Here is a 23,614-nt window from a genome sequence, read left to right on the forward strand (position 1 = left end):
GCATCCCTTGTTGGGCATCAGTTATGGCTCAGTGATTGCCCTGCTGCGCTTGCCCTTGAGTAAGCGCTTCCAGTTGATCGGCATCATCGGTACCACTATCAGCAAGATCCCCGCTAGCGTGAGCAGATCGGGAATTTCATCGAACCACATCACCCCGAACGCCGTCACGAACACCAGCCCTGAATACTCAGCCAGAGCTATTTGGCCGGCCGCCGCTTTCTTGTAGCCAATGACCACCAAGGCATGGTAGCCCAGCACAAATAGGTTAATCGCCATGATCCAGCCGACATGGCGCCACTCTATGTCGGCCCACTGCGGTACGGCCAAGGCGAGCGATAGCGGTAGGGTCATCACGCCGGTCCAGAATAGGGTTGAAACCAGGTGCTGCTCTTGGGGTAACTTACGGATCAATATGTTACCCAATCCCATAGAAAGGGCACTGCCCAGCCCGGCAATCGCGGCCCAGTGGAAATGCTCCGGCCGTAATACCACCAGCACACCGGCAAAACCGATGCTGGTGGCGATGACTTTCGACCGAGGCGGGGTTTCATTGAGCAGCAAGACCGACAACGGCAACATCAGCAGCGGGCCAACATAGAACATCGCATTGGCGGTCGCCAGCGGCAAGAAGGTAATTGCGATCATGGCACAGGCGCTACCCATCAAGATCAACTGGGCGCGCCAGAAGGCAATTTTGCAGCACCCTTGGTGGCGCTTTTCCCGCGGCAGTGCCAGCCAGAACGGTAATAACATGATCACGCTGAGCAACTGGCGGATGAATACATATTGGAAGGTAGGGACTTCTCCGTTGAGGATTTTCAGTGAAACGTCAGAGAAGGAGGCTAACAAGTTGGCGGCAACAAGCAGGACAATGGCCTGGTTAACTGGACTACGCATTGATACTCGGTGGCTAAATGGGCTAGTGATAAAATAATCCTGCCATATTGTATGGCAAGTGGGCGTATTCTACCGATCCATCCTGAAAATTCACTGAGTAATTTTCATTATTCCCGATTAATTGATCTTAGTCTCTGATTATAAAAACAAAAAGCCACCCATATTATTTGGGTGGCTTCCAATTTAGCGCCTAGTGCTAGTTTTAAGCTTTCGCTGTCTGCTCTTCGATATCGGCATCGGACTCGAACAGGGCGTTGTCGGCTTGGCCCAGTACCCGAGAAGTAATGGTACCGGCAGTCATCGCGCCGCTGACGTTTACCGCAGTTCGGCCCATATCAATCAGCGGCTCAATGGAGATCAGAAGGCCAGCTAGAGCGACCGGCATATCCAGGGCTGACAGCACAATTAGAGCCGCGAAGGTCGCACCGCCACCGACACCGGCAATGCCGAATGAACTAATGGTAACAATGGCGATGAGGGTTATCATGAAGCCAGGGTCAAGCGGGTTGATGCCGACCGTCGGGGCGATCATCACTGCCAGCATCGCAGGATACAGGCCGGCACAGCCGTTCTGGCCCATGGTGGCACCAAATGATGCTGAGAAGTTTGATACTGCGTCACCGTTGCCCAGCTTTTTCACCTGGGTTTCAACGTTGAGTGGAATGGTACCGGCGCTGGAGCGCGAGGTGAATGCAAAGGTCAGTACCGGCAGGATTTTCTTCAGGTAACGGATTGGGTTAACGCCAACAAACGCTACCAAGACCAGGTGCATTACAAGGATTAAGCCCAGGCCGACGTAAGAGGCCACCACGAAGTTGAGCAGGCTCAGGATGTCGTCGTAGTTCGAGCCTGCGACGACTTTGGTCATCAGTGCCAGTACGCCGTATGGCGTTAGGCTCAGCACCATGCGAACCAAGGTACGCACGACTTCCTGGGCAACGTTGATGAACTTCTCGAAGCTTGCACCCAGCTCTGGTTGGGTGCGGATCACGGTAAGGCCAGCCACACCGACAAAGGCGGAGAAAATCACCACAGCGATAGTCGAAGTTGGGCGGCTACCAGCCAAATCGGCAAACGGGTTGGCAGGGAAGAAAGAGATAATCATGTCGGCAAAAGACATGGCTTCAACCGAGGTCAAACGGGTTTCCAGCATCTCACCACGGGCGATCTCGCGTGCTCCCTGAACGATCCCCTCGGCACTCAGGCCGAACATGCTGCTAATAAGAATACCGATCAGCGCTGATGCCGCTGTGGTCGCCAGCAGGATACCGATACTCAAGCCTGAGATTTTGCCCAGCGACCCCGAGTCTTTCACCTTGATGATGGCACCGATGATAGAGACAGTGATCAACGGCATGATGATCATTTTCAACAGGCTGACGTAGCCCGCACCAACAATGTTGATGTACTCCAGTGTGCCAGCGATAACGTCGCTGCCACCGCCGTACACAAGCTGGAGCGCGCCACCGAATAGCACACCCAGCCCCAAGGCGGTAAATACGCGCTTGGAAAGGGTTTGCTCTGATTTTTGTTGTTTGACCAACAGGGCAATAATGATGGCGAAGACCGCCAAGTTGAGTATCTGGAACATCGAACCTAATCCTACCGTTGTTTATAACTCGCAATTCCGGTTTGCTAAGTCATCAATCACTAATTGGCTGCAATAGTAAGATGTGAATCGCAAAACCTGAATCAGTTTTCGCCGTTCTCGTTATGAGTAATCGGTATTTAATAAAACAAAAAAGAATAAAGGTGAAATTTTGCGCAAAGTTGCTGTTTTTATACAAAAAACCGCTCGCAAACGTTAAGAATAAGGGGGGGAGGTCGTTGTTAGTGAATAGGAAGTCAGCCAGAGAGGCGAGGCAGGATTTAACGTATCGGTGGCTCCGCCGGTCCGAGATGTTCCGGCGGATATCTTGGGGATAGGCTATTGCGCTGCAGCTTCTTCGTTGTTGATCATGGTGCGAAGCTGCTGCCACCAACGCCCTAGCTTTTCGTACCAGTAGCGTTCGGTCTGCTCGAGGTATTTTGCCTGAGGGCGGTAGCGCTCCCAGGGCTGCTCGATCTTGTTGCTGGCAAGGAAGTTCGTCGGGGCCGCAGACGGTGACAATCCGACCCTATTGAATTCTTCGATGGCTCGCTTCATATGGCTGGCCGACGTCACAACGACCAATTTGCTCTCGCCGACCACAGACGCGGCCTGAAAGGCCTCTTCCCAGGTATCTTTGGCCGTTTCAAGCAGCAGGATGTCATTTTTGTTGACCCCGAGGGCGAGCGCCACCTTCGCCATCATGCGCGCCTGGCTGATATCGGTACCGCCGCCATAGCCCGACAAAATTAATTTTGAGCCCGGGAACAGGCGGTGAATTCGCATACCTTCAGACAGGCGCATTAGCGATGTGCGGGAAAGCTGTGAGGTGATCGGCATGGCATGATCAATCACATGGCCACTGCCCAGTACCATTACATAATCCACCGCCTGACCGGACGGCACGTAAGGCGGGTAGGCTTTTTCCAGCGGGCGCAGCAGGCTGGTTGCGATCGGTTGAAAAGAGACGAGGAAAATCCCCAGAAAAGCAAAGCTGATGAAAAACGATGCCAGCCCTTTACGGCGGGTAAACCAGAGCAGTAGTAGCCCAAGCAGGCCGAGCATGAGCATTGCGGGCAGGGGCATTAGTAAAGCAGAGACAATTTTTTTTAGTTCAAACATGCAATGTAGTCCGAAAAATCAGCAGTTGAGCTCGAAAAAGCACCACAAGCCTTTATTCCTTTATCGCTTGTGAGAAAATAAGCCACATTTTTAGAACCGCTATCATAACGTAAAGCTGACGTGATCGAAGATCGAAATTTTGACGACTTAGCGCAAAAATTTGCAAAAAATATTTACGGAACTGGCAAAGGCCAGATCCGTCAAACTGTTGTTTGGGAAGATCTTGAGCAAATTTTAGCCCTACTGAAGAGCGATAAACCACTGCATCTATTGGATGCTGGTGGGGGGGTGGGCCAACTGTCACAGAAAGTGGCAGAGCTAGGACATCACGTCACGTTGTGTGATCTTTCTAGCGAAATGCTCAAGCTCGCGGAGCAAGATATTGCTAAAAATGGTTTGCTTGAGCAGTATCGTCTGGTTCACAGCCCGGTGCAGGAGATCGGTAACCATCTCGCTAGCCCGGTTGATTTGGTTTTGTTTCACGCCGTGATGGAGTGGCTGGCCGATCCGCAGGCGGCGTTGGAATACTTGCTCGAACAGGTAAAACCAGGCGGTATTATTTCCGTTATGTTCTACAACTATAATGGCTTGCTGTTTAAGAACTTGATTTGCGGCAACCTGACCCATATCGAAGAAGGGATGCCACACAGAAAGCGTTTCAAGTTACAGCCCTCGCAGGGGATCAAGCCCGACGAGGTGTATGGCTGGCTTGAAAACGCAGGTTTCAACATTCTGGGTAAGACCGGAGTAAGGACTTTCCACGACTATATGCAGACAACGATGGTCGGGGATTACAGTTTTGAACAGGTACTGGCGATGGAGCAAAAACTCTGCCGTCAGGAACCTTATTTGTCTCTGGGCCGATATATACATGTTTATGCGCAAAAGCCATTATCCGGCACAGAGGCCGAGAAATACAAAAGCAATAAGGACAACGGATGAGTGAAGTAACCCAGACCGTTCCCGAGTTGGTCAGTTGGGTTAAGCAACATGAATTCGAGCTTAACCTACCAACCGAGCGGCTGGCGTTTCTGTTGGCGATTGCTGTACTGAGCGGCGATCGTTTTGATGAAGAATTAGGGGAAGGTGAACTGATCGATGCATTTCGCATTGTCAGCGATTTGTTCGAACAGACACCGGAAACCGTGGCCTTCCGTGCCAACAACGCCATTAATGAGTTGGTTCGCCAACGCCTGATTTCCCGCTTTACCAGTGAGGTCACCGACGGTGCGAGTATCTACCGTCTGAGCCCACTGGCGCTCGGGATCACCGATTATTATGCCCGCCACCGCGAGTATTCAACGCTGAAGCTTTCCATTCAGCTTGCCATGGTTGCCGATGAAATAAACAAGGCAGCCACGGCAGCGCAGGAAGGTGGCGATGAGAAGCACTGGCGCCAGAACGTCCATGCGGTACTGAAATATTCAGTGGCTGAGATCTTTGACCGTATCGATCTCAACCAGCGCACCATGGATGAGCAGCAGCAACAGGTGAAGCAAGATATTGCCGAGCTGCTGAACCAAGACTGGCGAGCGGCGATCAGCAGCTGTGAAACCCTGCTGAACGAAACCTCGAGCACCCTGCGCGAGCTGCAGGATACCCTGCAGGCGGCGGGTGACCAGTTGCAAACCCAGTTGCTGATTATCCAGGAAGAAATTCAGGGTAACCCGGATCTGGAGTTTGTTGATGCCATGGTATTTAACTTGCAAGCCAAGTTGGACCGCATCATCAACTGGGGACAGCAGGCGATTGACCTGTGGATTGGCTATGACCGCCATGTCCATAAGTTTATCCGTACTGCGATCGACATGGACAAAAACCGCGCCTTCAGTCAGCGCTTGCGCCAGTCGGTGAAAGACTACTTCGACGCGCCGTGGATGCTGACTTACGCCGATGCCGAGCGCTTGCTCGACATGCGTGATGAGGCCTTGGTCCTGCGTGATGACGAAGTGACCGGTATCGTGCCGGAAGAAATGGAATTTGAAGAGCTGGATCTGGTCAATGACCAACTGGCAGAACAAATTGCCGCGATGTTGCAGGCCCACAAAGAGACCGGCGCTGCAATTAACTTGAGTTTGCTTCTTAAAGATTATTTGGCTCAGCACCCTCACGCGCAGCATTTCGATATGGCGCGTCTGGTGATTGATCAGGCTGTTCGACTGGGTTACTCCGAGTCGGATTTCAATGCCATCCAGCCTGATTGGGAAGCTATTAATGACTACGGAGCCAAGGTACAAGCAAATGTCATTGACAAATATTGAAGAATTTATGCCTGAAAAGCTGGCCAAGGCCATTGCCAACCCGCTTTTCCCGGCACTCGATAACGCCCTTCGCTCTGGTCGTCATATTTCCAGCGAAGATTTGGATAACCACGCCCTGCTGATTGAATTCGAGCAGGATCTGGTGATGTTTTACAAGCGTTATAACGCTGAGTTGGTACGTGCACCGGAAGGTTTTTTCTACCTGCGTCCGCGTTCGACTTCTTTGATCAGCCGTTCGGTGTTGACCGAACTCGATATGCTGGTGGGCAAGGTACTGTGTTTCCTTTACCTGAGCCCGGAGCGTTTGGCGCACGAAGGGATCTTCACTAACCAAGAACTGTTCGACGAACTGATGCAGTTAGCCGATGAGAAGAAGCTGATGAAGCTGGTGACTCATCGTGCAACAGGTTCTGATCTCGACCGCGAAAAACTGTTCGACAAGACCAAGACCTCGCTGCGTCGTCTGCGCCGCCTTGGCATGATCATCCCAATCGGCGAAAACGGTAAGTTCCGCATCAGTGAAGCGGTGTTCCGTTTCGGTGCCGATGTTCGTGTCGGTGATGATGTGCGTGAAGCGCAGATGCGTCTGATCCGTGACGGTGAAGCGGTGGTGGTTCATCAGCAGGAGCCAAGCCAGTCAAGCTTGTTGCAAGAAGCTGATGAAACACAAGAACAAGAGTTAGACAAAGCCGGTTTGGAGGGTGAAGCCTAATGGAACGCGGTAAGTATCAATCGTTGACCATGGTCAACTGGAACGGCTTCTTTGCCCGCACATTCGATATCGATAACCTGGTAACCACGCTTTCTGGCGGTAATGGTGCCGGTAAGTCGACCACCATGGCGGCATTTATCACATCCCTTATCCCGGATCAGAGCCTGCTTCATTTCCGTAACACCACCGAAGCGGGTAGCTCCAATGCCTCTCGCGACAAGGGGCTGCACGGTAAGCTGAAGCCGGGTACCTGTTACTCGGCGCTGGATGTGGTGAACTCGAAGAACCAGCGCATCATTTTTGCTGTGAAATTGCAGCAGGTTGCGGGACGTGACAAGAAGGTGGATATCAAGCCATTTATTATCCAGGGCTTGCCATCACACGTTAAACCAACCGAAGTACTGGTAGAGACACTGTCTGATAATCAGGCGCGTGTACGTCAAATTAACGAAGTCAAAGACCTGGTCAGCAGCGAATATGAAGGCGTAATGTTTAAAGCCTTCAACTCGGTGACGGACTACCACGTCCAGATGTTCGAGTTCGGCGTGCTGCCGAAGAAACTACGTAACAGTACTGATCGCTCTAAATTCTACCGCCTGATTGAAGCCTCGCTTTATGGTGGTATCTCCAGTGCGATTACCCGCTCACTGCGCGACTACTTGTTGCCACACAATAGCGGCGTGAAAAAAGCGTTCCAGGATATGGAGGCGGCACTGCGCGAAAACCGCATGACACTGGAAGCGATTAAGCTGACCCAGAGCGACCGTGATCTGTTCAAGCACTTGATCACCGAAGCGACCAACTACGTGGCGGCAGACTACATGCGCCATGCCAACGAACGTCGCCAGAAGCTGGAAAAAACACTGGGCTTGCGCGGTGAACTGATGGGGTCGCGCAAGAGCTTGGATGATCAGCAGGCCTCTCTGACCAACATGACAGCTGAGCTGGATGAACTGACCGAGCGCGAAGGGGCGCTGGAGCAGGATCACCAGGCCGCTTCTGATCACCTGCAACTGGTCCAAACCGCAGTGCGCCAGCAGGAGAAGATCGAACGCTATCGTGAAGATCTCGAAGAGCTGACCGAACGCCTTGAAGAGCAAGTGATGGTGGTAGAAGAAGCCGCTGAACAACTTGCCATGGCAGAAGAGCAGGCGCTACTGACAGAAGAAGAAGTTGATAGCCTGAAAACCCAGCTGGCAGATTACCAGCAGGCGCTGGATATGCAGCAGACACGTGCTCTGCAATACCAGCAGGCGGTACAGGCGCTGGAAAAAGCCCGTGATATCACCGGTGAGCACCAGATGCTGGCCGATCAGGCAGTCCCTTACCTTGCTCAGTTGAAGCAGGATCAGGAAACCCAAACCACGGCACTGTTGGCCCTCAAGCACCGACTGGATATGTCATCGGCGGCGGCACAGCAGTTTGAAAAAGGCCTGCAGATTGTTACCACGATAGCTGGCTCAATCGAGCGTTCAGAAGCGGGGAGCAAAGCCCGTGAATTGATTGCCAAAGCGCGTCAGCTAGGAGCGATTACCGAGCGCAGCGACCAGCTAAAAGCCCAATATCGTGACCTAGAGCGTGCAGTTCGTAACCAGCGCCAAGCGACAGAACTGGCTGAAACCTATGCCAAGCGCTTTGCGGTTGAGCTTGACGGCGAGCTGGCACTGGCTGAAGAGCAGGCTCGCCACGAGGCGACGCTGGAAGAGCTGGAGCAACAGCAGGAAATCCTGGTCGAGCAGCGCAATGACATGCGCCGCCAGGAGCAGCAGCTGACCAGCCAGATCTCAACGCTGGAAGCGGCAGCCCCGGCGTGGATTGCCGCCTCTGATGCATTGGAAAAGCTGTCTGAGCAATCAGAGCGTGAGCTTTACGATAGCCAGGCGGTGATGGAAGCGATGCAGCTGACTCTGGACAAAGAGCGTGAAGCGTCTGCGACCCGTGACAAGCTGGCCGCCCGCAAGCAGCAAATCGAGTTGGATATCGAACGTTTGGCTCAGCCAGGCGGTAGTGATGATTCACGCTTGCGTGCACTGGCCGACACTTTGGGCGGTAGTTTGCTGTCTGAAATCTACGATGATATCACCCTGGCCGATGCACCTTACTTCAGTGCCATGTATGGCCCGGCCCGTCATGCTATTGTGGTACCGGACCTCAAGGGCATCAAAGAGAAGCTAGTTGCGCTAGATGATTGCCCGGATGACCTGTACATCATCGAAGGTGAAGCTGATTCATTCGACGACAGCGGCTTTGATGTCGACGAGCTGGAAGATGCTGTATGTGTCCATCTTAACGATCGTCAGCTGCGTTACTCCCGCTTCCCGAAAGTACCGCTGTTTGGCCGCGCCGCGCGCGAGCAGCGCCTCGAGCACTTGCGTGAAGAGCGTGAGCAGCTGGTTGAAGACCACGCCAAGGCGTCCTTTGATTCGCAGAAGCTTCAGCGCTTATACCAGAGCTTCAATAGCTTTGTTGCGACTCATATGGCCGTCGCGTTTAGCGATGATCCGGAAGCTGCGCTGAAAGTGGCGCGAGATAAGCGCAATCAGGTAAGCCGCCAGCTTTCTGAGTCACAAGCGCAGGAGCAGCAACAGCGCAGCCAGCTAACAGCTGCCCGCGAAGCACTTGGCCTATTGGGCAAAATCAACCCGCTGGTAAACCTGCTGGAAGATGACACCCTACAGGCACGCTTTGAAGAAGTGCAGCAGCAGCTGTCGCAGCTGGATGAAGCCCGCCAGTACCTTAGCCGCCACGGTAAAGCCATTGCTGAGCTGGAATCGCTGGTTACGGCGCTTGATGCTGACCCGCAGCAGTTTGATGCCTTGCAGATCAGCTACGATGATGCCGACAAGCAGCTCCAGGCCCTGAAGGCGAAAATCTTTGCTGTGGCTGACTTAGCCGAGCGTCGTCACCACTTTGGCTATGCCGATTCTATCGACATGCTCAGCAAGAGCTCTGAGCTTAACGAGCAGCTGAAAGCCAAGTTGGCTTCGGCTGAGCGCGAGCGTAACCGCTGCCGTGATGCTCTGAAACAAACTCGCTCGCAGGCCAACCAGTACAATCAGTTGTTGGCGTCGCTGAAGAGTTCACATCAGGCGAAGCTGGAAACTGTTCAGGAATTCGAGCGTGAGCTGCAGGAGCTCGGTGTACGTGCTGATGTGGAAGCGGAAGAGCGTGCTCGCCTGCGCCGCGATGAGCTGAACGAACGTTTGCACACTTCGCGTGCCCGTCGCAGTCAGCTAGAGAAAGGTATCACGTCTGTCGAGCTGGAAATGAAAGGCTTGGTGAAGCGTCTGCGTAAAGTGGGCAAAGAATACCAAGAGCTCCGTAAGCTTGTTGTTACCGCCAAGGCCGGTTGGTGTGCGGTACTTCGCCTGGCGCGTGAGAGTGATGTTGAACGTCGCCTGCACCGCCGTGAAATGGCTTACATGTCTGCCGATGAACTGCGTTCGCTATCGGATAAGTCTCTGGGTGCGCTCCGTTTGGCGGTCGCGGATAACGAGAACCTGCGTGATGCCCTGCGTGCATCGGAAGATGTCTCTCGTCCAGAGCGCAAAGTACTGTTCTACATCGCGGTTTACCAGCACCTGCGCGAGCGTATTCGTCACGACATCATTCGTACTGATGATCCAGTAGAAGCCATCGAAGAGATGGAAGTAGAGTTGGCTCGCCTGAGCGAAGAACTGACTGCCCGTGAACAACGTCTGGCGATCAGCTCTGACTCGGTAGCGAACATTATTCGCAAGACTATCCAGCGCGAGCAGAACCGTATCCGTATGCTCAACCAGGGTTTGCAGAATATTAGCTTTGGCCAGGTTCAGGGCGTGCGCTTGACCGTTAAAGTACGTGAAACCCACGAGCAGCTGCTGACGGGGCTTGCTGACCAGCAGGATCAGCATCAGGATCTGTTCGGTAACCACCGCCTGTCGTTCTCCGAAGCGATTGCTAAGCTGTTCCAGCGCCTGAACCCGCATATTGATGTCGGCCAGCGTTCGCCGCAGGTGATGGGCGAGGAGTTGCTGGACTACCGTAACTACCTTGAGCTGAGCATTGAAGTTAACCGTGGTACAGACGGCTGGCTGCAGGCTGAGTCGGGTGCGCTGTCAACCGGTGAGGCGATCGGTACCGGTCAGGCAATCCTGTTGATGGTTGTTCAGAGCTGGGAAGAAGAATCTCGCCGCTTGCGTGGAAAAGATATTATCCCGTGTCGCTTGCTGTTCCTCGATGAGGCAGCGCGATTGGATGCCAAGTCGATTGCAACGCTGTTCGAGTTGTGTGATCGCTTGGATATGCAGCTTCTTATCGCGGCACCAGAGAACATCAGCCCAGAGAAGGGGACCACCTACAAGCTGGTGCGTAAGATCTTCAAAGATCGCGAGCACGTACATGTGGTTGGTCTGCGAGGCTTTGGCCAGGAATCTAAGGCTCCTGCCAATATCCAAACCATGCTGGAATTGGATCCGGTGTAACCACCTCAAAACTGATTTCGATATTGTAAAGCCGGTCCTGTGACCGGCTTTTTTCGTCTTGAACATAAGAACTTTTTCTCATTACTTAATTACCCTAACGATAAATTTTTTGCCCTTTTATATCCGCCTAAAATTTTAACTGTCAGATTCGGCCACTTGTCAGCCTGAACAAAGCAGGACACTGCAACGAGTTTCGCTTTGTTTTGGTTTGGCACAAAAATACATAACCAAACACTAAGCGGCCAGCATATTGGTTTGGTACAGGCCAATTTTTATTTGTCGTAGGGGTGATGACATGAAAAAAGCAATATTTCCAGTGCTCGCCACACTCATTGTGGCCGGGTGTAGTGATTCCGACGGGGCTGCCTCGTTAAATAGTGACCCGGCAGCCAACCAGGATGACGGCTCAGTGCCAGTATCAGTGGATGTGTCCACACCGCCCAATGAGGTGCCCAAGGGGGCTGATGATCTTCAGGCGTGCGTGGCTATCGATGCCGTACAGGTGATGGATTTAGCAGGGACGATTGTGGAATGGACGACCAAGAGCATGAGTGATCCCTATGGGGTTAACTCTACACAGTGTATTCCGGCGGACTCGGAAATTCCTGTGGATAACGATGGCTATCCAAAATTCATCGTGATCGACCTGTATGATGTGACCGGGGTAGACTTGGTCAACCTGATTTCAGAGCAACTGTTGCCGGTGGGCGAATACACCAGCATGGCGCTTTCCATCCTGCAGGGCAGTTACGGTGACTTCTTAGATACGCCATACTCATATGTCGGCAATCCCGTTGACAAGATGAAGATGGATATTGTCGATGACCTCAAGTTCGACGGGTTGGATATCAACATTGAGGTACCGACCACCTTTACCATGACGTTGGATCTTCGCAGCATGATCCAGCTGATTGAGCAGGCATACTATCTGAAGAATGAGGGTTTCAAGGTCGTCGATAATATTACGGCTGGGTCGCTGTTTGGCGATATCGATGTCTCATCGTGCGCAACATCGGTCAAAGACGCGTATGTCTACCTCTATGAAGCCGACTCCCCGGAGTATGGTGACCTGGGATCTGATTATCCTCCGGTCAAAACTGCTAAGGTGGGGGACGATGGTAGCTATGAGATGAAGTATGTGCCGGAAGGTAACTACGACGTGGTGCTGGTGTGTGATGCTTTGATGGATCTGCCAAACGAAATCGATCTGGACATTGATCTCGACGGTGACTATTCGAAATACGAAAACCAGTATATCAGCGCCGGTGATCAGCACTACCGCAACCTATAGCGACATACCACAATAAGCTCGACCCGCAGCCAGGTATCAGCCTGGCTGCCTTTATTTGTGCGCCGCTGAAACTGGCGATATATTATTCGGCTATCCAGCCTATATTCAGCAAATAACCGTATCCTATAGTGGATGTTAATCGGATCTATCTCTCATTTTTGATTCTGAGCTATATTTTTTTGTAAGCGATAAGTTGCTGACAGCAATAATATTAACCGCTAATGTCCTACTTTCTGGTCTTTACTGTCTTGTCTTTTTTGGTTGTTTTTTGACCGCCTCTTCTTTAAATTTCCTACCCAACAACCGCAAATGCTTTGAAAGAGACCGAGATATGCCAGCTACCATGACCCTGAAAAAAATTGTATTCGGTGCCATTTTCGGCCTAGTTGCTATCGGTGCAACAACTGCCCATGCTTCGGTTACGACTTCTCCCGAGCACCACTTGCTATCAACCTTGAACTACGTTGAACTTGAAGCTGAGCAGGGCGACAAAAACATGCAGCTGTTCCTCGGACGTGCATATCTGGAAGGCAGTAACGGCTTGCAGGCCGACCCGCTGAAAGGCATCTACTGGCTGGAAAAAGCAGCAGTAGACATGCCAGAGGTCAAGACCCTGATTGGAGACCTGTTCAAGAAAGGTGAAGTGCTGCCACGAGATCACGAGCAGGCAGTACGCTGGTACACCGAAGCGGCCAATGAAGGTGATGTGCCGGCAATGGTTGAGCTGGGTATGTACTATGCGTCAGGTGCAACCGGTTCGGTAGACTGCGGCAACGCCATCAAGTGGTTCAACGAAGCGGCCAACGGCGGCTCCTTGGAATCAAAGCGTAACCTTGTATGGTTGTATGCCACTTGTTCCGATGATCGTATGCGTGATGGCGAGCGTGCACTGAAGTTGGCGAAGCAGGTACTGAGCCGTAATGGTACGGGGGATGCGGGCGACTACGATAATCTGGCTGCGGCTTATGCTGCCTGCGGTGAGTTCCGCCGTGCCGTCGAGGCCCAGCAGACCGCTATCGGTAAACTGGAAGAGCCAAACGGCCAGCGCTATGCGAACTTCGAACAGCGTTTGAAGCTGTACCAGCAGAATCAGACTATCTACAGTGCTTCACTGTAATCAGTTGGAAAATACAGACAACAGATAAGAAAGGTGCCGAATGGCACCTTTTTTTGTGCCCGTTCTGCCCCCTTGCCTTGCATCCAAGCCATTCCCGCTGAACCAAGTACTTTGAAGATACTAGGGTATATTCCTTAACTATACTTACAGAAATTAGCTCTCAGGCATGAGGCATTAGCGTCATTGGAGAGACGAATAACAAGATAGGTAGAAGGAAAGAAGCAATGAGCAACCCCGAAGCCGTCAGCGATAAAGAAAAAGCCAAGTACGAATGGCGTTCCTTTTTGTTTATTACCATTTTTTTGTTTCCCATATTAGCCGTAGCGATTGTCGGTGGTTACGGCTTTATCGTGTGGGCGATGCAAGTGTTTTTCCTTGGGCCTCCTGGCCATGGGTGATTACGGTTGCCGAGATATGAGCGTCAGGCTATGTAGCACAGGATATAGGTAAACACTATGATGAGCGCTTTAAAAAAACTGTGGGCGACCTTCTGGCGTCCCGCAGTGCACATTAGTTTGGGTGTGCTGACTCTCGGCGGCTTCCTTGCCGGGATTATTTTCTGGGGGGGATTCAATACCGCCCTTGAAATGACCAATACCGAGAAGTTTTGCATCGGTTGCCACGAGATGCGTGACAATGTTTACGAAGAGTTGCAGCAAACAGTTCATTGGTCAAATCACTCAGGTGTTCGGGCGACCTGTCCCGACTGCCATGTACCACACAACTGGACCGATAAAATTGCCCGTAAAATGCAAGCCAGCAAAGAGGTATACGGTGCGATTTTCGGAACGATCAATACCCGTGAGAAATTTCTCGAAAAGCGGCTTGAGCTGGCCAATCATGAATGGGAACGCTTTTCTGCCAACGGGTCGCTGGAATGTAAGAACTGCCACAACTACGACAGCATGAAGTGGGATGAAATGTCGGATCTTGCGCGGACGCAGATGCAGCAGGCTGCTGAGCGGGATCAGAGCTGTATAGATTGCCACAAAGGGATAGCCCACGAACTGCCGGGCAACATGGAGCTTTCAGGCGGCATGGTCCAGCAGTTGGTCCAGAAAGCCGGCAACACGTCCTTCAAGGAAGGGGAGAACTACTTCAGTGTCCGTTACCTGCCGATGTATGAAGATGAAGCCCTGACCATTGATGGCGGCCAGCTAAACCCGGCCTCCGAAGTGAAGGTGGTGCAGGTCAAAGACAATGCGGTGCAGGTTGAAATTTCCGGTTGGCGCAAAACCAAAGGCTTTGGCCGGGTGATCAACGAGGACTTCGGCCTGAATATCCCGACCGCGGCCCTGAGCAAAGATGCCGCGCTCAGCGAAACCCTGGTTGAGAAATTCGAAGAAAAAGAAGACGAGCTGACGGGCTTGGGCTGGCAACGGGTGACCGCGAAACTGTGGATGCCGAAAGAGTCGCTGCTGGATGATGTGGAAGAGATCTGGGCTGAGGCAAGGCCAGCCTACAATAACAACTGCAGTATTTGCCATACCCAGCCAGCCGAAAATCACTTCGATGCGAATACCTGGCCGGGTATGTTCAACGGGATGTTGGCGTTCGTCAACCTCGACCGTGATAGTGAAGCCCTGGTGCTGAAATACCTACAGAAACACTCATCAGACTTTTCTGATGCCGGCCATTAAAAGAAGCGAAGCGAGGTAAGAACATGTCTCTGAGTCGTCGTCATTTTTTATCCGGGCTGGTCACTACGAGTGCTGTAGGGGTTATCGGTCCGAGTCTACTGACTTCTGTTGCCCGTGCTGCCGAAGAGGTGTCCTCACCGTATTCGGCGGATGGGGTTTGGAAAACAACGGGCTCCCATTGGGGGGCATTTCGCGCCAAGATCTACAACGGCAAGGTTGTTGAGATCAAGCCTCTGGAGCGAGATAAATACCCGACAGATATGATCAATGGGATCAAGGGGATCATCTATAACCCTTCCCGAGTCCGTTATCCGATGATCCGCTTGGATTGGCTCAAGAAGCACAAGTACAGCGGGGATACCCGGGGCAATAACCGTTTTGTCCGGGTGACTTGGGACGAAGCGCTGGATATCTTTTACAACGAGCTGGAACGGATCCAAAAGGATTACGGGCCATGGGCACTGCATGCCGGTATGACTGGCTGGCGGCAAACCGGCCAGTTCCACAGCTGTGGCAACCATATGCAACGTGCCGTGGGGATGCACGGTAACTTCATGACTAAGGTCGGGGACTATTCGACCGGTGCCGGCCAGACGATCATGCCGTACGTGCTGGGCTCGACCGAGGTCTATGCCCAGGGCACCTCTTGGCCTGATATCTTGGAAAACAGCAAAACGGTGATCTTGTGGGCCAATGATCCGCTCAAGAATACCCAGGTCGGTTGGCAGTGCGAGACCCACGACTCCTACATGTATTACGAGCAGCTCAGGGACAAGGTGGCCAAGGGCGAGATCAAAGTGATCTCAGTCGATCCGGTGAAATCGAAAAGCCAGAATTACCTGGGGTGCGATCAGCTCTACGTGAACCCGCAAACGGATGTGCCTTTTATGCTGGCCATCGCCCATACCTTGTACAAGGAAGAGCTCTACGACAAGGCGTTCATCGAAACCTATGCCTTGGGCTTTGATGAGTTCATGCCTTACGTACTGGGCGAAACCAAGGACAAAGTCGAGAAAACTCCGGAGTGGGCGGAGCCTATATGCGGCGTCAAGGCCGATGATATCCGTGAGTTTGCCCGTCTGTTGGCGAAGGAGCGTACCCAGCTGATCTTCGGCTGGGCGGTGCAGCGCCAGCAGCACGGCGAGCAGCCATATTGGATGGGTGCCGTCATTGCCACCATGCTGGGCCAAATTGGCTTGCCGGGGGGCGGTATCTCTTATTCTCATCACTACAGTGGGGTGGGGATCCCTCCTACAGGGGCTGCAGGCCCTGGTGGCTTCCCGCGTAATGTTGACGAAGGTAAGAAACCGAAATGGGATAACGATGACTTCAAGGGGTACAGCCGGACCATTCCTGTTGCCCGCTGGGTTGACGCGATTCTCGAGCCGGGTAAGGAAATCAATTACAACGGGTCGAAGGTTGTCTTGCCCGATACCAAGATGCTGGTGGTCAGCGGTTGTAATCCCTGGCACCACCATCAGGACCGTAACCGGATGAAAACGGCATTCCAGAAGCTGCAAACGGTGGTGACGATTGATTTTGCCTGGACCGCAACCTGCCGCTTTTCGGACATTGTGCTGCCAGCTTGTACCCAGTTCGAGCGCAACGACATCGATTTGTACGGGGCCTATTCGGGCACTGGTATCCTAGCGATGCACAAACTGGTGGACCCGCTTTACCAGTCGCGTACCGACTTTGATATCTTTACTGATTTTTGCCGGCGCTTCGGCCGCAACAAGGAATACACCCGCGGTATGGATGAAATGGAGTGGGTACGTTTGCTCTATGAGGATTGCCGCGAAGCCAATAAAGCCAATTTTGAAATGCCGGAATTCGACGAATTCTGGGAAGTGGGCCAAGCCGGTTGGGTCGACTTTGGCGAAGGCAAGAACTTCGTTCGCCATGCCGACTTTCGCGAAGATCCCGAAATCAACCCGCTGGGCACGCCATCCGGTTTTATCGAAATCTACAGCCGCAAAATTGCCAGTTATAACTACGAGCACTGCCAGGGGCACCCGATGTGGTTTGAAAAAGCCGAGCGTTCGCATGGTGGACCGAGTTCCGACAAGTATCCGCTCTGGCTGCAGTCGTGCCACCCTGATCAGCGCCTGCACTCACAGATGTGCGAGTCGGATGAGTACCGGGCGACCTATACGGTACAGGACCGCGAGCCGGTCTATATCAGTCCGGAAGACGCGAAAGCCAGGGGGATTAACGACGGTGACTTGGTCAGGGTCTTCAATGATCGCGGCCAGCTCCTAGCCGGGGCGGTGGTGTCAGCCGATTACCCGCCCGGGGTGATCCGGATCCACGAAGGAGCCTGGTATGGCCCGCTCAACGAGAAGCTCGGGGCAATTGATACCTACGGCGATCCGAATACCCTGACCATGGATGTCGGCTCTTCCGAGTTGGCCCAGGCGACCAGTGCCAATACCGTGGTGGTGGATATCGAGAAATTCAAAGGCGAGGTACCGCCGATAACTTCATTCGGCGGGCCGATTTATGAGTCCTGACAGGCGAGGCGGTGGCTAGTTGGGTCCGGTTTCCGGTGATCGGGGAGTTTTGCGACAACGCCTGAAGGCATCGCTATCTTCAGGCGTTGGCATATTCTCCTAGCACCGTGGAGCCCCTGACAGCCTGTTGCTGACCCATGCGACGTGGCCCCTTAGCCCTCGTTTGTGAGAGCTCGCGCAGCGCCAACCCGCGAATCTGCCGTATAATGACCTATTGATATATACCCAAGCTACTTCAAGATGCGGGTTCAGCGATATGATTCCTGCACCTTGAGGTAACTTGGGTATATCTGATAGTTTTAGCCGATGGTTGTAGATAGACATGAAGCCTTACAGACCCAATGATTACAGCATACGAGAAAGAACTGCGCCGGATTACACGGTAGGGGAGAACGCTTTCAGGGCCGCGGGCGGTGAAGAAGGCATCCGGGCTTTGGTGGAGTCGTTTTACCATCATATGGACACCTTGCCGCAGGCAAAGACAGTGCGCCAGATGCATGATGATGATCTCAGCGAGTCGATCGATAAGCTGACTACTTTTCTGGTGGGTTGGCTCGGCGGGCCAGCTCGTTACGAAGAAAAATTTGGCATGATGAACCTGCCGGGGGCCCACCGCCATTTGGCGATAGGGGTGGCAGAGAAGGAAATGTGGCTGCAATGCATGCAAAAAGCCTTGGACGATCAGGACTATGATGAATTGTTCAAGCGCCATGTCATGGTCCAGCTGTCATTCCCCGCGGAGATGTGCCGTAACCGTACCTAAGCTCCTCATTACTGTATAAAGGGCGTCGCAACACGCCCTTTCCCCCATTGCCCACACAGAGCCAGCGAGACCGGCGGCAAATACCAGCTAGAGATCGTCAATGATCACATAGGTCGCATGGATCGGGCCATGGACCCCGACAACCTTGATCAGTTCAATATCCGCGGTGGAGCTCGGTCCGGAGACGAAGTTCACACACGAAGGCAGCCGCTCTCCCTGCTGGGCTTTTCTGTGCAGCTCGGCAGTGGCCTGGGTCAAGCGGGCGACCAGTGCGCTTTTGGGCACGACAAACACCGAGGCCTCAGGCAGCAAGCTGATCGCCCTGCCTTGTGCCGGTTGGCTATAGAGCACCATGGTGCCCGATTCAGCCAGCGCCTGTTCGGCATAAACGATCCCCACCTTTGCCCGCTCGGCGATCTCGATATTCGGTCCATAGCCTAGCTGGGGATCCCAGATATGGACCCTATGGTCGTCCGTATCGAGCTGCTCGGGGGCAAACAATGCCAGTAGCCGCGTATCGGCGGACACCAAGGTTTCGCTGGGTGCCCGCGAAGGGCTGGTTGCCGTTTCGTCATTACAATAACCGGCGCAAACCTGCCGCAATGATTCGGTCAGTCCCGCCTGGGTAGTGACCAAGGCCTGGGCGCCCAGAGCCTTGCGGGTGTAGTCAATCAGTATCTGTTTGAGTTCGTCGCTGCTTTTTCCTGCCATGATTTCGTGGTGGCACGCATAGCGCAGCGGCGGACGCTCAACAGGCGTCGTTTGTCGCGGACGCCCCAGTTTGGCGGCGATGTTGTCGAGAAAGCGTTCGCGGTTGATGATTTCGCTCATGTTCAAGACTCCGGGGTAGATTGTCTGTTTTTAAACCAGCTGCGAAACGATGGGCCGTCGGGCTGGGGCAGATCCCTTGCTTGTGCCCACTCACCGATCGCACCGACCTGCAGCGGTAGTTTGCCGTTTCGGATCAAGCCGCTGGCCAGGGTTGCACCGACCTTCACGGTTTTATCCCACAGCAGTGGCCGTGCATTGATGATATTGAACGCTGCCACGCTCAGACGTTCTGCAAGCGGGGCCAGGCCCTGTTCGGCCATTTTTTGGCGGTGCTTGAGCAGCAGGTCGGATAACGGGATCTTGACCGGGCAGACATCATGGCATGCCCGGCACAGGCTGCAGGCATAGGGCAGCTCCTTGAAATCCTCATAGCCGCCGAGCAGAGGCGACAGCACCGCACCAATCGGCCCGGAATAGATCGACCCGTAGGATTGCCCCCCGATATGGCGGTAGGCCGGGCAGGTGTTGACGCAAGCAGCGCAGCGCACGCAGCGCAGGATATCTTTAAATTCTGAGCCCAAGATATCAGAGCGACCATTATCGACGATGACTAAATGGAACTCTTCCGGACCGTCTAGCTGGTCGTTTTCTCGCGGGCCGGTCAGCGCCGTCACGTAACCGGTTAGCGGAAGGCCGACGGCACTGCGGCAGAGCAGGCTGATCACAATATCCAGCTCTTCAAAGGTGGGCACGATGCGCTCCATCCCCATCACTGCAATATGGGTTTTGGGCAGGCTGGTGGCGAGCCGGGCATTACCCTCATTGGTAACCAGGGTTACAGTGCCGGATTCGGCAACGGCAAAATTACAGCCGGTGATCCCGATGTCGGCGTCCAGGAAGTCGTGGCGGATATAGTCCCGCACGTACCGGGTCAGTGCTTCTGGCTCCTCACTGCCCTGATAGCCGATTTTGTCGCGGAAGATATCACGGATCTGGTAGCGGTTCTTGTGCAGTGCCGGTACCACGATATGCGATGGGGCATCGTAGTCGTCGACCTGCAGTATGTATTCGCCGAGATCGGTCTCGACAACGTCACAGCCGTTGCGCTCAATCATTGCATTGAGGCTGATCTCTTCGGTCACCATGGATTTGGACTTGACGACTTTCTTGGCGTTTTTGTCCCGGATAATGGTTTCGATATAGTTTGTGGCCTCGTCGGCGGTTTGGGCGAAGAACACCTTGCCGCCATTGCGTTGGACGCTTTCGCTCAGCTGGTGAAGATAGTAATCGAGATGCTCGAGCACATGGTTGCGGATATCCATCCCCATTTCGCGCCACTGCTCCCAGTTGCCGAGTTGGTCAGCCGCGATTTGGCGGTTGGCAAACATCCGGGTTTGCGCATTGGCGACCGACTCCCGCATGAAGGTATCTTGCATCTGGACTTCGATGCGCTGCTTGAACTGGGTAGTGCTGGTTTTCATCGACATGGTCTGGACCTCCCTCAGCGACTCATTAGTACATCAACGATGTGCATGACCTTGATGGGCTTGCCTTCGCGGCTGATACGGCCACCGATATTGATCAGGCAGCTGATATCCGCCCCGATCAGGTAGTCGGGAGCGGCCGCGCTGATGTGGCTGACTTTTTCTTTGACCATTTCACCGGAGATTTCGGCCATCTTGACCGAAAATGTCCCGCCGAATCCGCAGCATGTTTCCTGGTGGTTGATAGGCAGCAGGGTCAGTCCTTCGACTTGCGCAAGCAATTTGAGTGGCTCCTCGCGCACATTGAGCTTGCGGATCAAGCTGCATGACGGGTGGTAGACCGCGCGGCCATCTAGTTTGGCGCCAAGCCGGGTAATGCCCAATTGGTTGACGATAAACTGGGTGAGTTCAAAAAAACGGTCGGCAATCTGCTGTGCCCTCAAGGCCCACTGTGGCTCATCGGCCAGGTATTCCGGGTAGCGTTTGATGGAGGCGACGCAAGAGCCTGCCGGAGAGACGATTGGGTACTCATTCGCTTCAAAGGCCATGATGAGATTTTTCATGCCATTCTTGCTGGCGTGGATGTAGCCACTGTTGAGCGAAGGTTGGCCGCAGCAGCCTTGCTGTTCTGGGAAGATGACTTCACAGCCGAGTTGCTCCAGCAGTAATACACTTTTTTTGGCGACGTCCGCCTTGACGGTATCGCACAGGCAGGTGGCGAATAGGTTGACCTTCATACTTGCTCCAGTGCTTGGGGTGAAGTGGCTAGCGAGCTAACGCTTCACTCTTTGTAATTTTGTTTACAGGGTGTAACGAAATGTTGGTATGGGAAGAATATTGTAGGGAATAGCCGGCTGGGCGCTACGGTTTTTTGTTGGCATTAATGCGCAAATCAGCACAATGATGTAGAGGGCGCTAAATTGGAATAAATAAAAGCAAGCTGAAATATATATATAAAATAGCCACTTATTATTTATTGCGCTTAAGGTGGTGAGATTCTATTTATCCACTTTTGGAAATAATGATTTTGTATCCCTGGCCAAATCCACGGAGTAGAAATGCCACGATTTTCCAGGCCCGAACAGTCAGGTGTTTGGGCTTTACATCGGTCTGAGGCACTAATGTTTGTAAGATAACGACAAATCGGACTATTTAGACGGGGAGGTGAAAGTTAGTTACCGACCTGACCTATAAAAAATGGGAATAGGTAGATATCCGTTTTTTCATTTTTCTTTTGCCGGCCAATCCGTATCCTATCGCCGCCTCTGGCGAAGCTGTCGCTCCAGAGGGCGTTTGTCTATTGCTGTGTTTTACCTTGTGTGTTGGAAGTGGTATGGAATTTTCGTGGGAAATTATCGGGGCCCTGTTTGTCGTAGCTAGCCTGGCCGGTTTTATTGATGCCATCGCTGGAGGGGGAGGGATGCTGACCGTTCCCGCTTTGCTCGCGGCGGGGATCCCACCGGCCCAGGCGCTGGCCACCAACAAGCTGCAAAGCTCGTTCGGGAGTTTTTCTGCCACCCTGTATTTTGTCCGCAATGGCTTGGTTCGGCTCAACGAGATGCGCCTGGCAATTTTGTGTACTTTCGTCGGCTCTGCTGCTGGGGCCATGCTTGTCCAGTATATGGATGCCGGAACCTTGACGATGGTTATTCCGGCCTTGTTGGTGGCGATTGCGCTGTACTTTCTCATCGCGCCAGAAGCCGGTGACGGTGGTGGTCAGCCCAAGCTGGGCCAGGCCGGTTTTGCCCTAACCGTCGGCACCGGGATCGGCTTTTACGATGGCTTTTTTGGCCCGGGGACAGGGTCGCTGTTTGCCATCTGCTTCGTTGTCATCGCCCAGCTCGGGATTGTCGAGGCCACGGCGAAAACCAAGGTGCTGAATTTCACCTCCAACTTTGCAGCCTTGCTGTTTTTCATTGTCGCCGGCCTGCCCATTTGGGAGATCGGCTTGGTGATGGCGCTTGGCGGCTTTATGGGAGCGAGGCTCGGCGCAAAGGTGGTGGTGACCAAGGGACGTAAATTGATACGTCCTCTTGTTGTGATGGTCTCGATGGTAATGGCGGTCAAGCTGCTGGCCGAGCAGCATCCGCAGTGGCTGGAAACCATCGTGTCGTTTGTATAGCGCCGTTGGCACCGCTAGCCCATTGTGTCTGGCTGCTATCAAGCAACCAGTTCGGCGGTGTCAGCGGTGGCCCACTCAATACAGGCCTTGGCCAGGATATCGAGTGAGTCGAGGCACTGCTGTGGCTGGTGGAAGACGGTTTCTGCCAGCGCAACCGGTATTTCCGTGCAGCCCAAGATAACGGCCTCGGCCCCTTGTTCGAGCAGGGCATCAAACACCGGCTTCATCAAACGGTGACCCTGCTCGACATCACCGGCCTTGACCGCATAGATCCCGTCCATCACGGCTTGCTGCTGGTCCTGTGTCGGGGCAACCGCCGCAATTTGCTTTTGCGCCAATTTGGTCTGGTACATCCGGGTTGCCATGGTGGCGGTGGTGGCCATAATGCCGACTTTGCGGTAGCCACGCTGCTGGGCTTCGTCCACAACACTGTCTAGTATGCTGATCATGTGTACCCGGCAGGTGTTGCTCAGGCGGGGATACCAGTAGTGCGCGGTATTGCACGGCATAACAATACACTCGGCCCCGGCTTGTTCGAGTTGCTCCATGCCCTGTTTAAGGACCGGGTAGGGATCGTCGCCGTTGCTGATCAGGAAGGCGGTACGATCAGGGATTTGGGGATTATTACTAACCAGCATAGGAATATGCTGTTGATCGCTGCAGGCCGGTGTCTGCGCGATAATTTTTTGCATGAACTCGACAGTGGCTAGTGGCCCCATTCCGCCCAATATACCTAATTTCCTGCTCATCTTATTGTTCCTACAGTATTTTCCACTGAGTTCACTATAGGGTAGCGCTGCGGCGGTGAGAAATGCCGTTGCTGAGCCGGTCATGCACAATCGGTATGGCCAGATGCGAAAACTGTGATCA

18 protein-coding genes are annotated in these 23,614 nt (G+C 53.4%); 11 read left to right on the top strand and 7 right to left on the bottom strand.

The genetic code is table 11. The features are described from left to right. Nucleotides 1-21: 21 nt before the first annotated feature. The 3 genes from PTW35_RS06005 to elyC all read right to left on the bottom strand — a co-directional run bounded on the left by PTW35_RS06005 (nt 22) and on the right by elyC (nt 3,607). Complete coding sequence (locus PTW35_RS06005; RefSeq protein WP_281026921.1) at nt 22-897, bottom strand: DMT family transporter; 876 nt, start codon at nt 895-897, stop codon at nt 22-24. A gap of 202 nt (nt 898-1,099) precedes the next feature. Then, complete coding sequence (locus PTW35_RS06010; RefSeq protein WP_044622953.1) at nt 1,100-2,488, bottom strand: L-cystine transporter; 1,389 nt, start codon at nt 2,486-2,488, stop codon at nt 1,100-1,102. A 336-nt stretch (nt 2,489-2,824) separates the two neighbouring features. Then, entirely contained in the window at nt 2,825-3,607 is a 783-nt protein-coding gene (elyC, locus tag PTW35_RS06015; protein WP_281026922.1) for an envelope biogenesis factor ElyC, read from the bottom strand. Between the two features lie 120 nt (nt 3,608-3,727). Between elyC and cmoM the strand changes: the two genes are divergently transcribed. The 10 genes from cmoM (at nt 3,728) to PTW35_RS06065 (ending at nt 18,367) form a co-directional block, all read left to right on the top strand. Continuing rightward, nucleotides 3,728-4,549 carry a tRNA uridine 5-oxyacetic acid(34) methyltransferase CmoM gene (cmoM, locus tag PTW35_RS06020; RefSeq protein ID WP_281026923.1) on the top strand — a complete coding sequence of 274 codons (822 nt, stop codon included), beginning with the start codon at nt 3,728-3,730 and terminating at the stop codon, nt 4,547-4,549. Next, entirely contained in the window at nt 4,546-5,868 is a 1,323-nt protein-coding gene (mukF, locus tag PTW35_RS06025; protein ID WP_281026924.1) for a chromosome partition protein MukF, read from the top strand. The genes cmoM and mukF overlap by 4 nt, the downstream gene beginning before the upstream one ends. Beyond that, nucleotides 5,849-6,580 carry a chromosome partition protein MukE gene (gene mukE, locus PTW35_RS06030; protein ID WP_281026925.1) on the top strand — a complete coding sequence of 244 codons (732 nt, stop codon included), beginning with the start codon at nt 5,849-5,851 and terminating at the stop codon, nt 6,578-6,580. Before mukF ends, mukE begins: the two co-directional genes overlap by 20 nt. Next, nucleotides 6,580-11,043 carry a chromosome partition protein MukB gene (gene mukB / locus PTW35_RS06035; protein WP_281026926.1) on the top strand — a complete coding sequence of 1,488 codons (4,464 nt, stop codon included), beginning with the start codon at nt 6,580-6,582 and terminating at the stop codon, nt 11,041-11,043. Before mukE ends, mukB begins: the two co-directional genes overlap by 1 nt. Nucleotides 11,044-11,338: 295 nt before the next feature. Then, nucleotides 11,339-12,334, top strand: coding sequence for a hypothetical protein (locus PTW35_RS06040; RefSeq protein WP_281026927.1), 996 nt, complete (start codon nt 11,339-11,341; stop codon nt 12,332-12,334). A gap of 331 nt (nt 12,335-12,665) precedes the next feature. Then, nucleotides 12,666-13,451, top strand: coding sequence for a tetratricopeptide repeat protein (locus PTW35_RS06045; protein WP_281026928.1), 786 nt, complete (start codon nt 12,666-12,668; stop codon nt 13,449-13,451). Between the two features lie 224 nt (nt 13,452-13,675). Then, a complete protein-coding gene (gene torE / locus PTW35_RS06050; RefSeq protein ID WP_281026929.1) occupies nt 13,676-13,849 on the top strand; it encodes a trimethylamine N-oxide reductase system protein TorE in 174 nt (57 codons plus the stop codon). A gap of 57 nt (nt 13,850-13,906) precedes the next feature. Next, nucleotides 13,907-15,091, top strand: coding sequence for a pentaheme c-type cytochrome TorC (gene torC, locus PTW35_RS06055; protein ID WP_281026930.1), 1,185 nt, complete (start codon nt 13,907-13,909; stop codon nt 15,089-15,091). Nucleotides 15,092-15,114: 23 nt separating this feature from the next. Continuing rightward, on the top strand, nt 15,115-17,604 hold the full coding sequence (gene torA / locus PTW35_RS06060; protein WP_281026931.1) for a trimethylamine-N-oxide reductase TorA: 2,490 nt from the start codon (nt 15,115-15,117) through the stop codon (nt 17,602-17,604). Between the two features lie 322 nt (nt 17,605-17,926). Then, nucleotides 17,927-18,367, top strand: coding sequence for a group II truncated hemoglobin (locus tag PTW35_RS06065; protein WP_281026932.1), 441 nt, complete (start codon nt 17,927-17,929; stop codon nt 18,365-18,367). A gap of 87 nt (nt 18,368-18,454) precedes the next feature. Here the strand turns inward: PTW35_RS06065 and PTW35_RS06070 are convergent, their stop codons facing one another. From PTW35_RS06070 to PTW35_RS06080, 3 genes are read right to left on the bottom strand one after another with little or no spacing between them, the layout of a single operon-like run. Continuing rightward, entirely contained in the window at nt 18,455-19,198 is a 744-nt protein-coding gene (locus PTW35_RS06070) for a lactate utilization protein C (RefSeq protein ID WP_281026933.1), read from the bottom strand. A gap of 2 nt (nt 19,199-19,200) precedes the next feature. Beyond that, a complete protein-coding gene (locus tag PTW35_RS06075) occupies nt 19,201-20,625 on the bottom strand; it encodes a LutB/LldF family L-lactate oxidation iron-sulfur protein (protein WP_281026934.1) in 1,425 nt (474 codons plus the stop codon). 14 nt (nt 20,626-20,639) lie between these two features. Then, the gene (locus PTW35_RS06080) at nt 20,640-21,359 is read right to left on the bottom strand and encodes a (Fe-S)-binding protein (RefSeq protein ID WP_281026935.1); all 720 of its coding nucleotides are present in this window, start codon (nt 21,357-21,359) and stop codon (nt 20,640-20,642) included. Nucleotides 21,360-21,955: 596 nt separating this feature from the next. On the opposite strand from PTW35_RS06080, the gene PTW35_RS06085 reads away from it, so the two are divergent. After that, nucleotides 21,956-22,744, top strand: coding sequence for a TSUP family transporter (locus tag PTW35_RS06085; RefSeq protein ID WP_281026936.1), 789 nt, complete (start codon nt 21,956-21,958; stop codon nt 22,742-22,744). Between the two features lie 38 nt (nt 22,745-22,782). Here the strand turns inward: PTW35_RS06085 and PTW35_RS06090 are convergent, their stop codons facing one another. Beyond that, nucleotides 22,783-23,493: an amino acid racemase gene (locus tag PTW35_RS06090; protein ID WP_281026937.1), complete on the bottom strand. Its 711-nt coding sequence runs from the start codon at nt 23,491-23,493 to the stop codon at nt 22,783-22,785. Nucleotides 23,494-23,614 lie beyond the last annotated feature (121 nt).

It is taken from the genome of Photobacterium sp. DA100 (assembly GCF_029223585.1).
Classification (GTDB): Bacteria; Pseudomonadota; Gammaproteobacteria; order Enterobacterales; family Vibrionaceae; genus Photobacterium.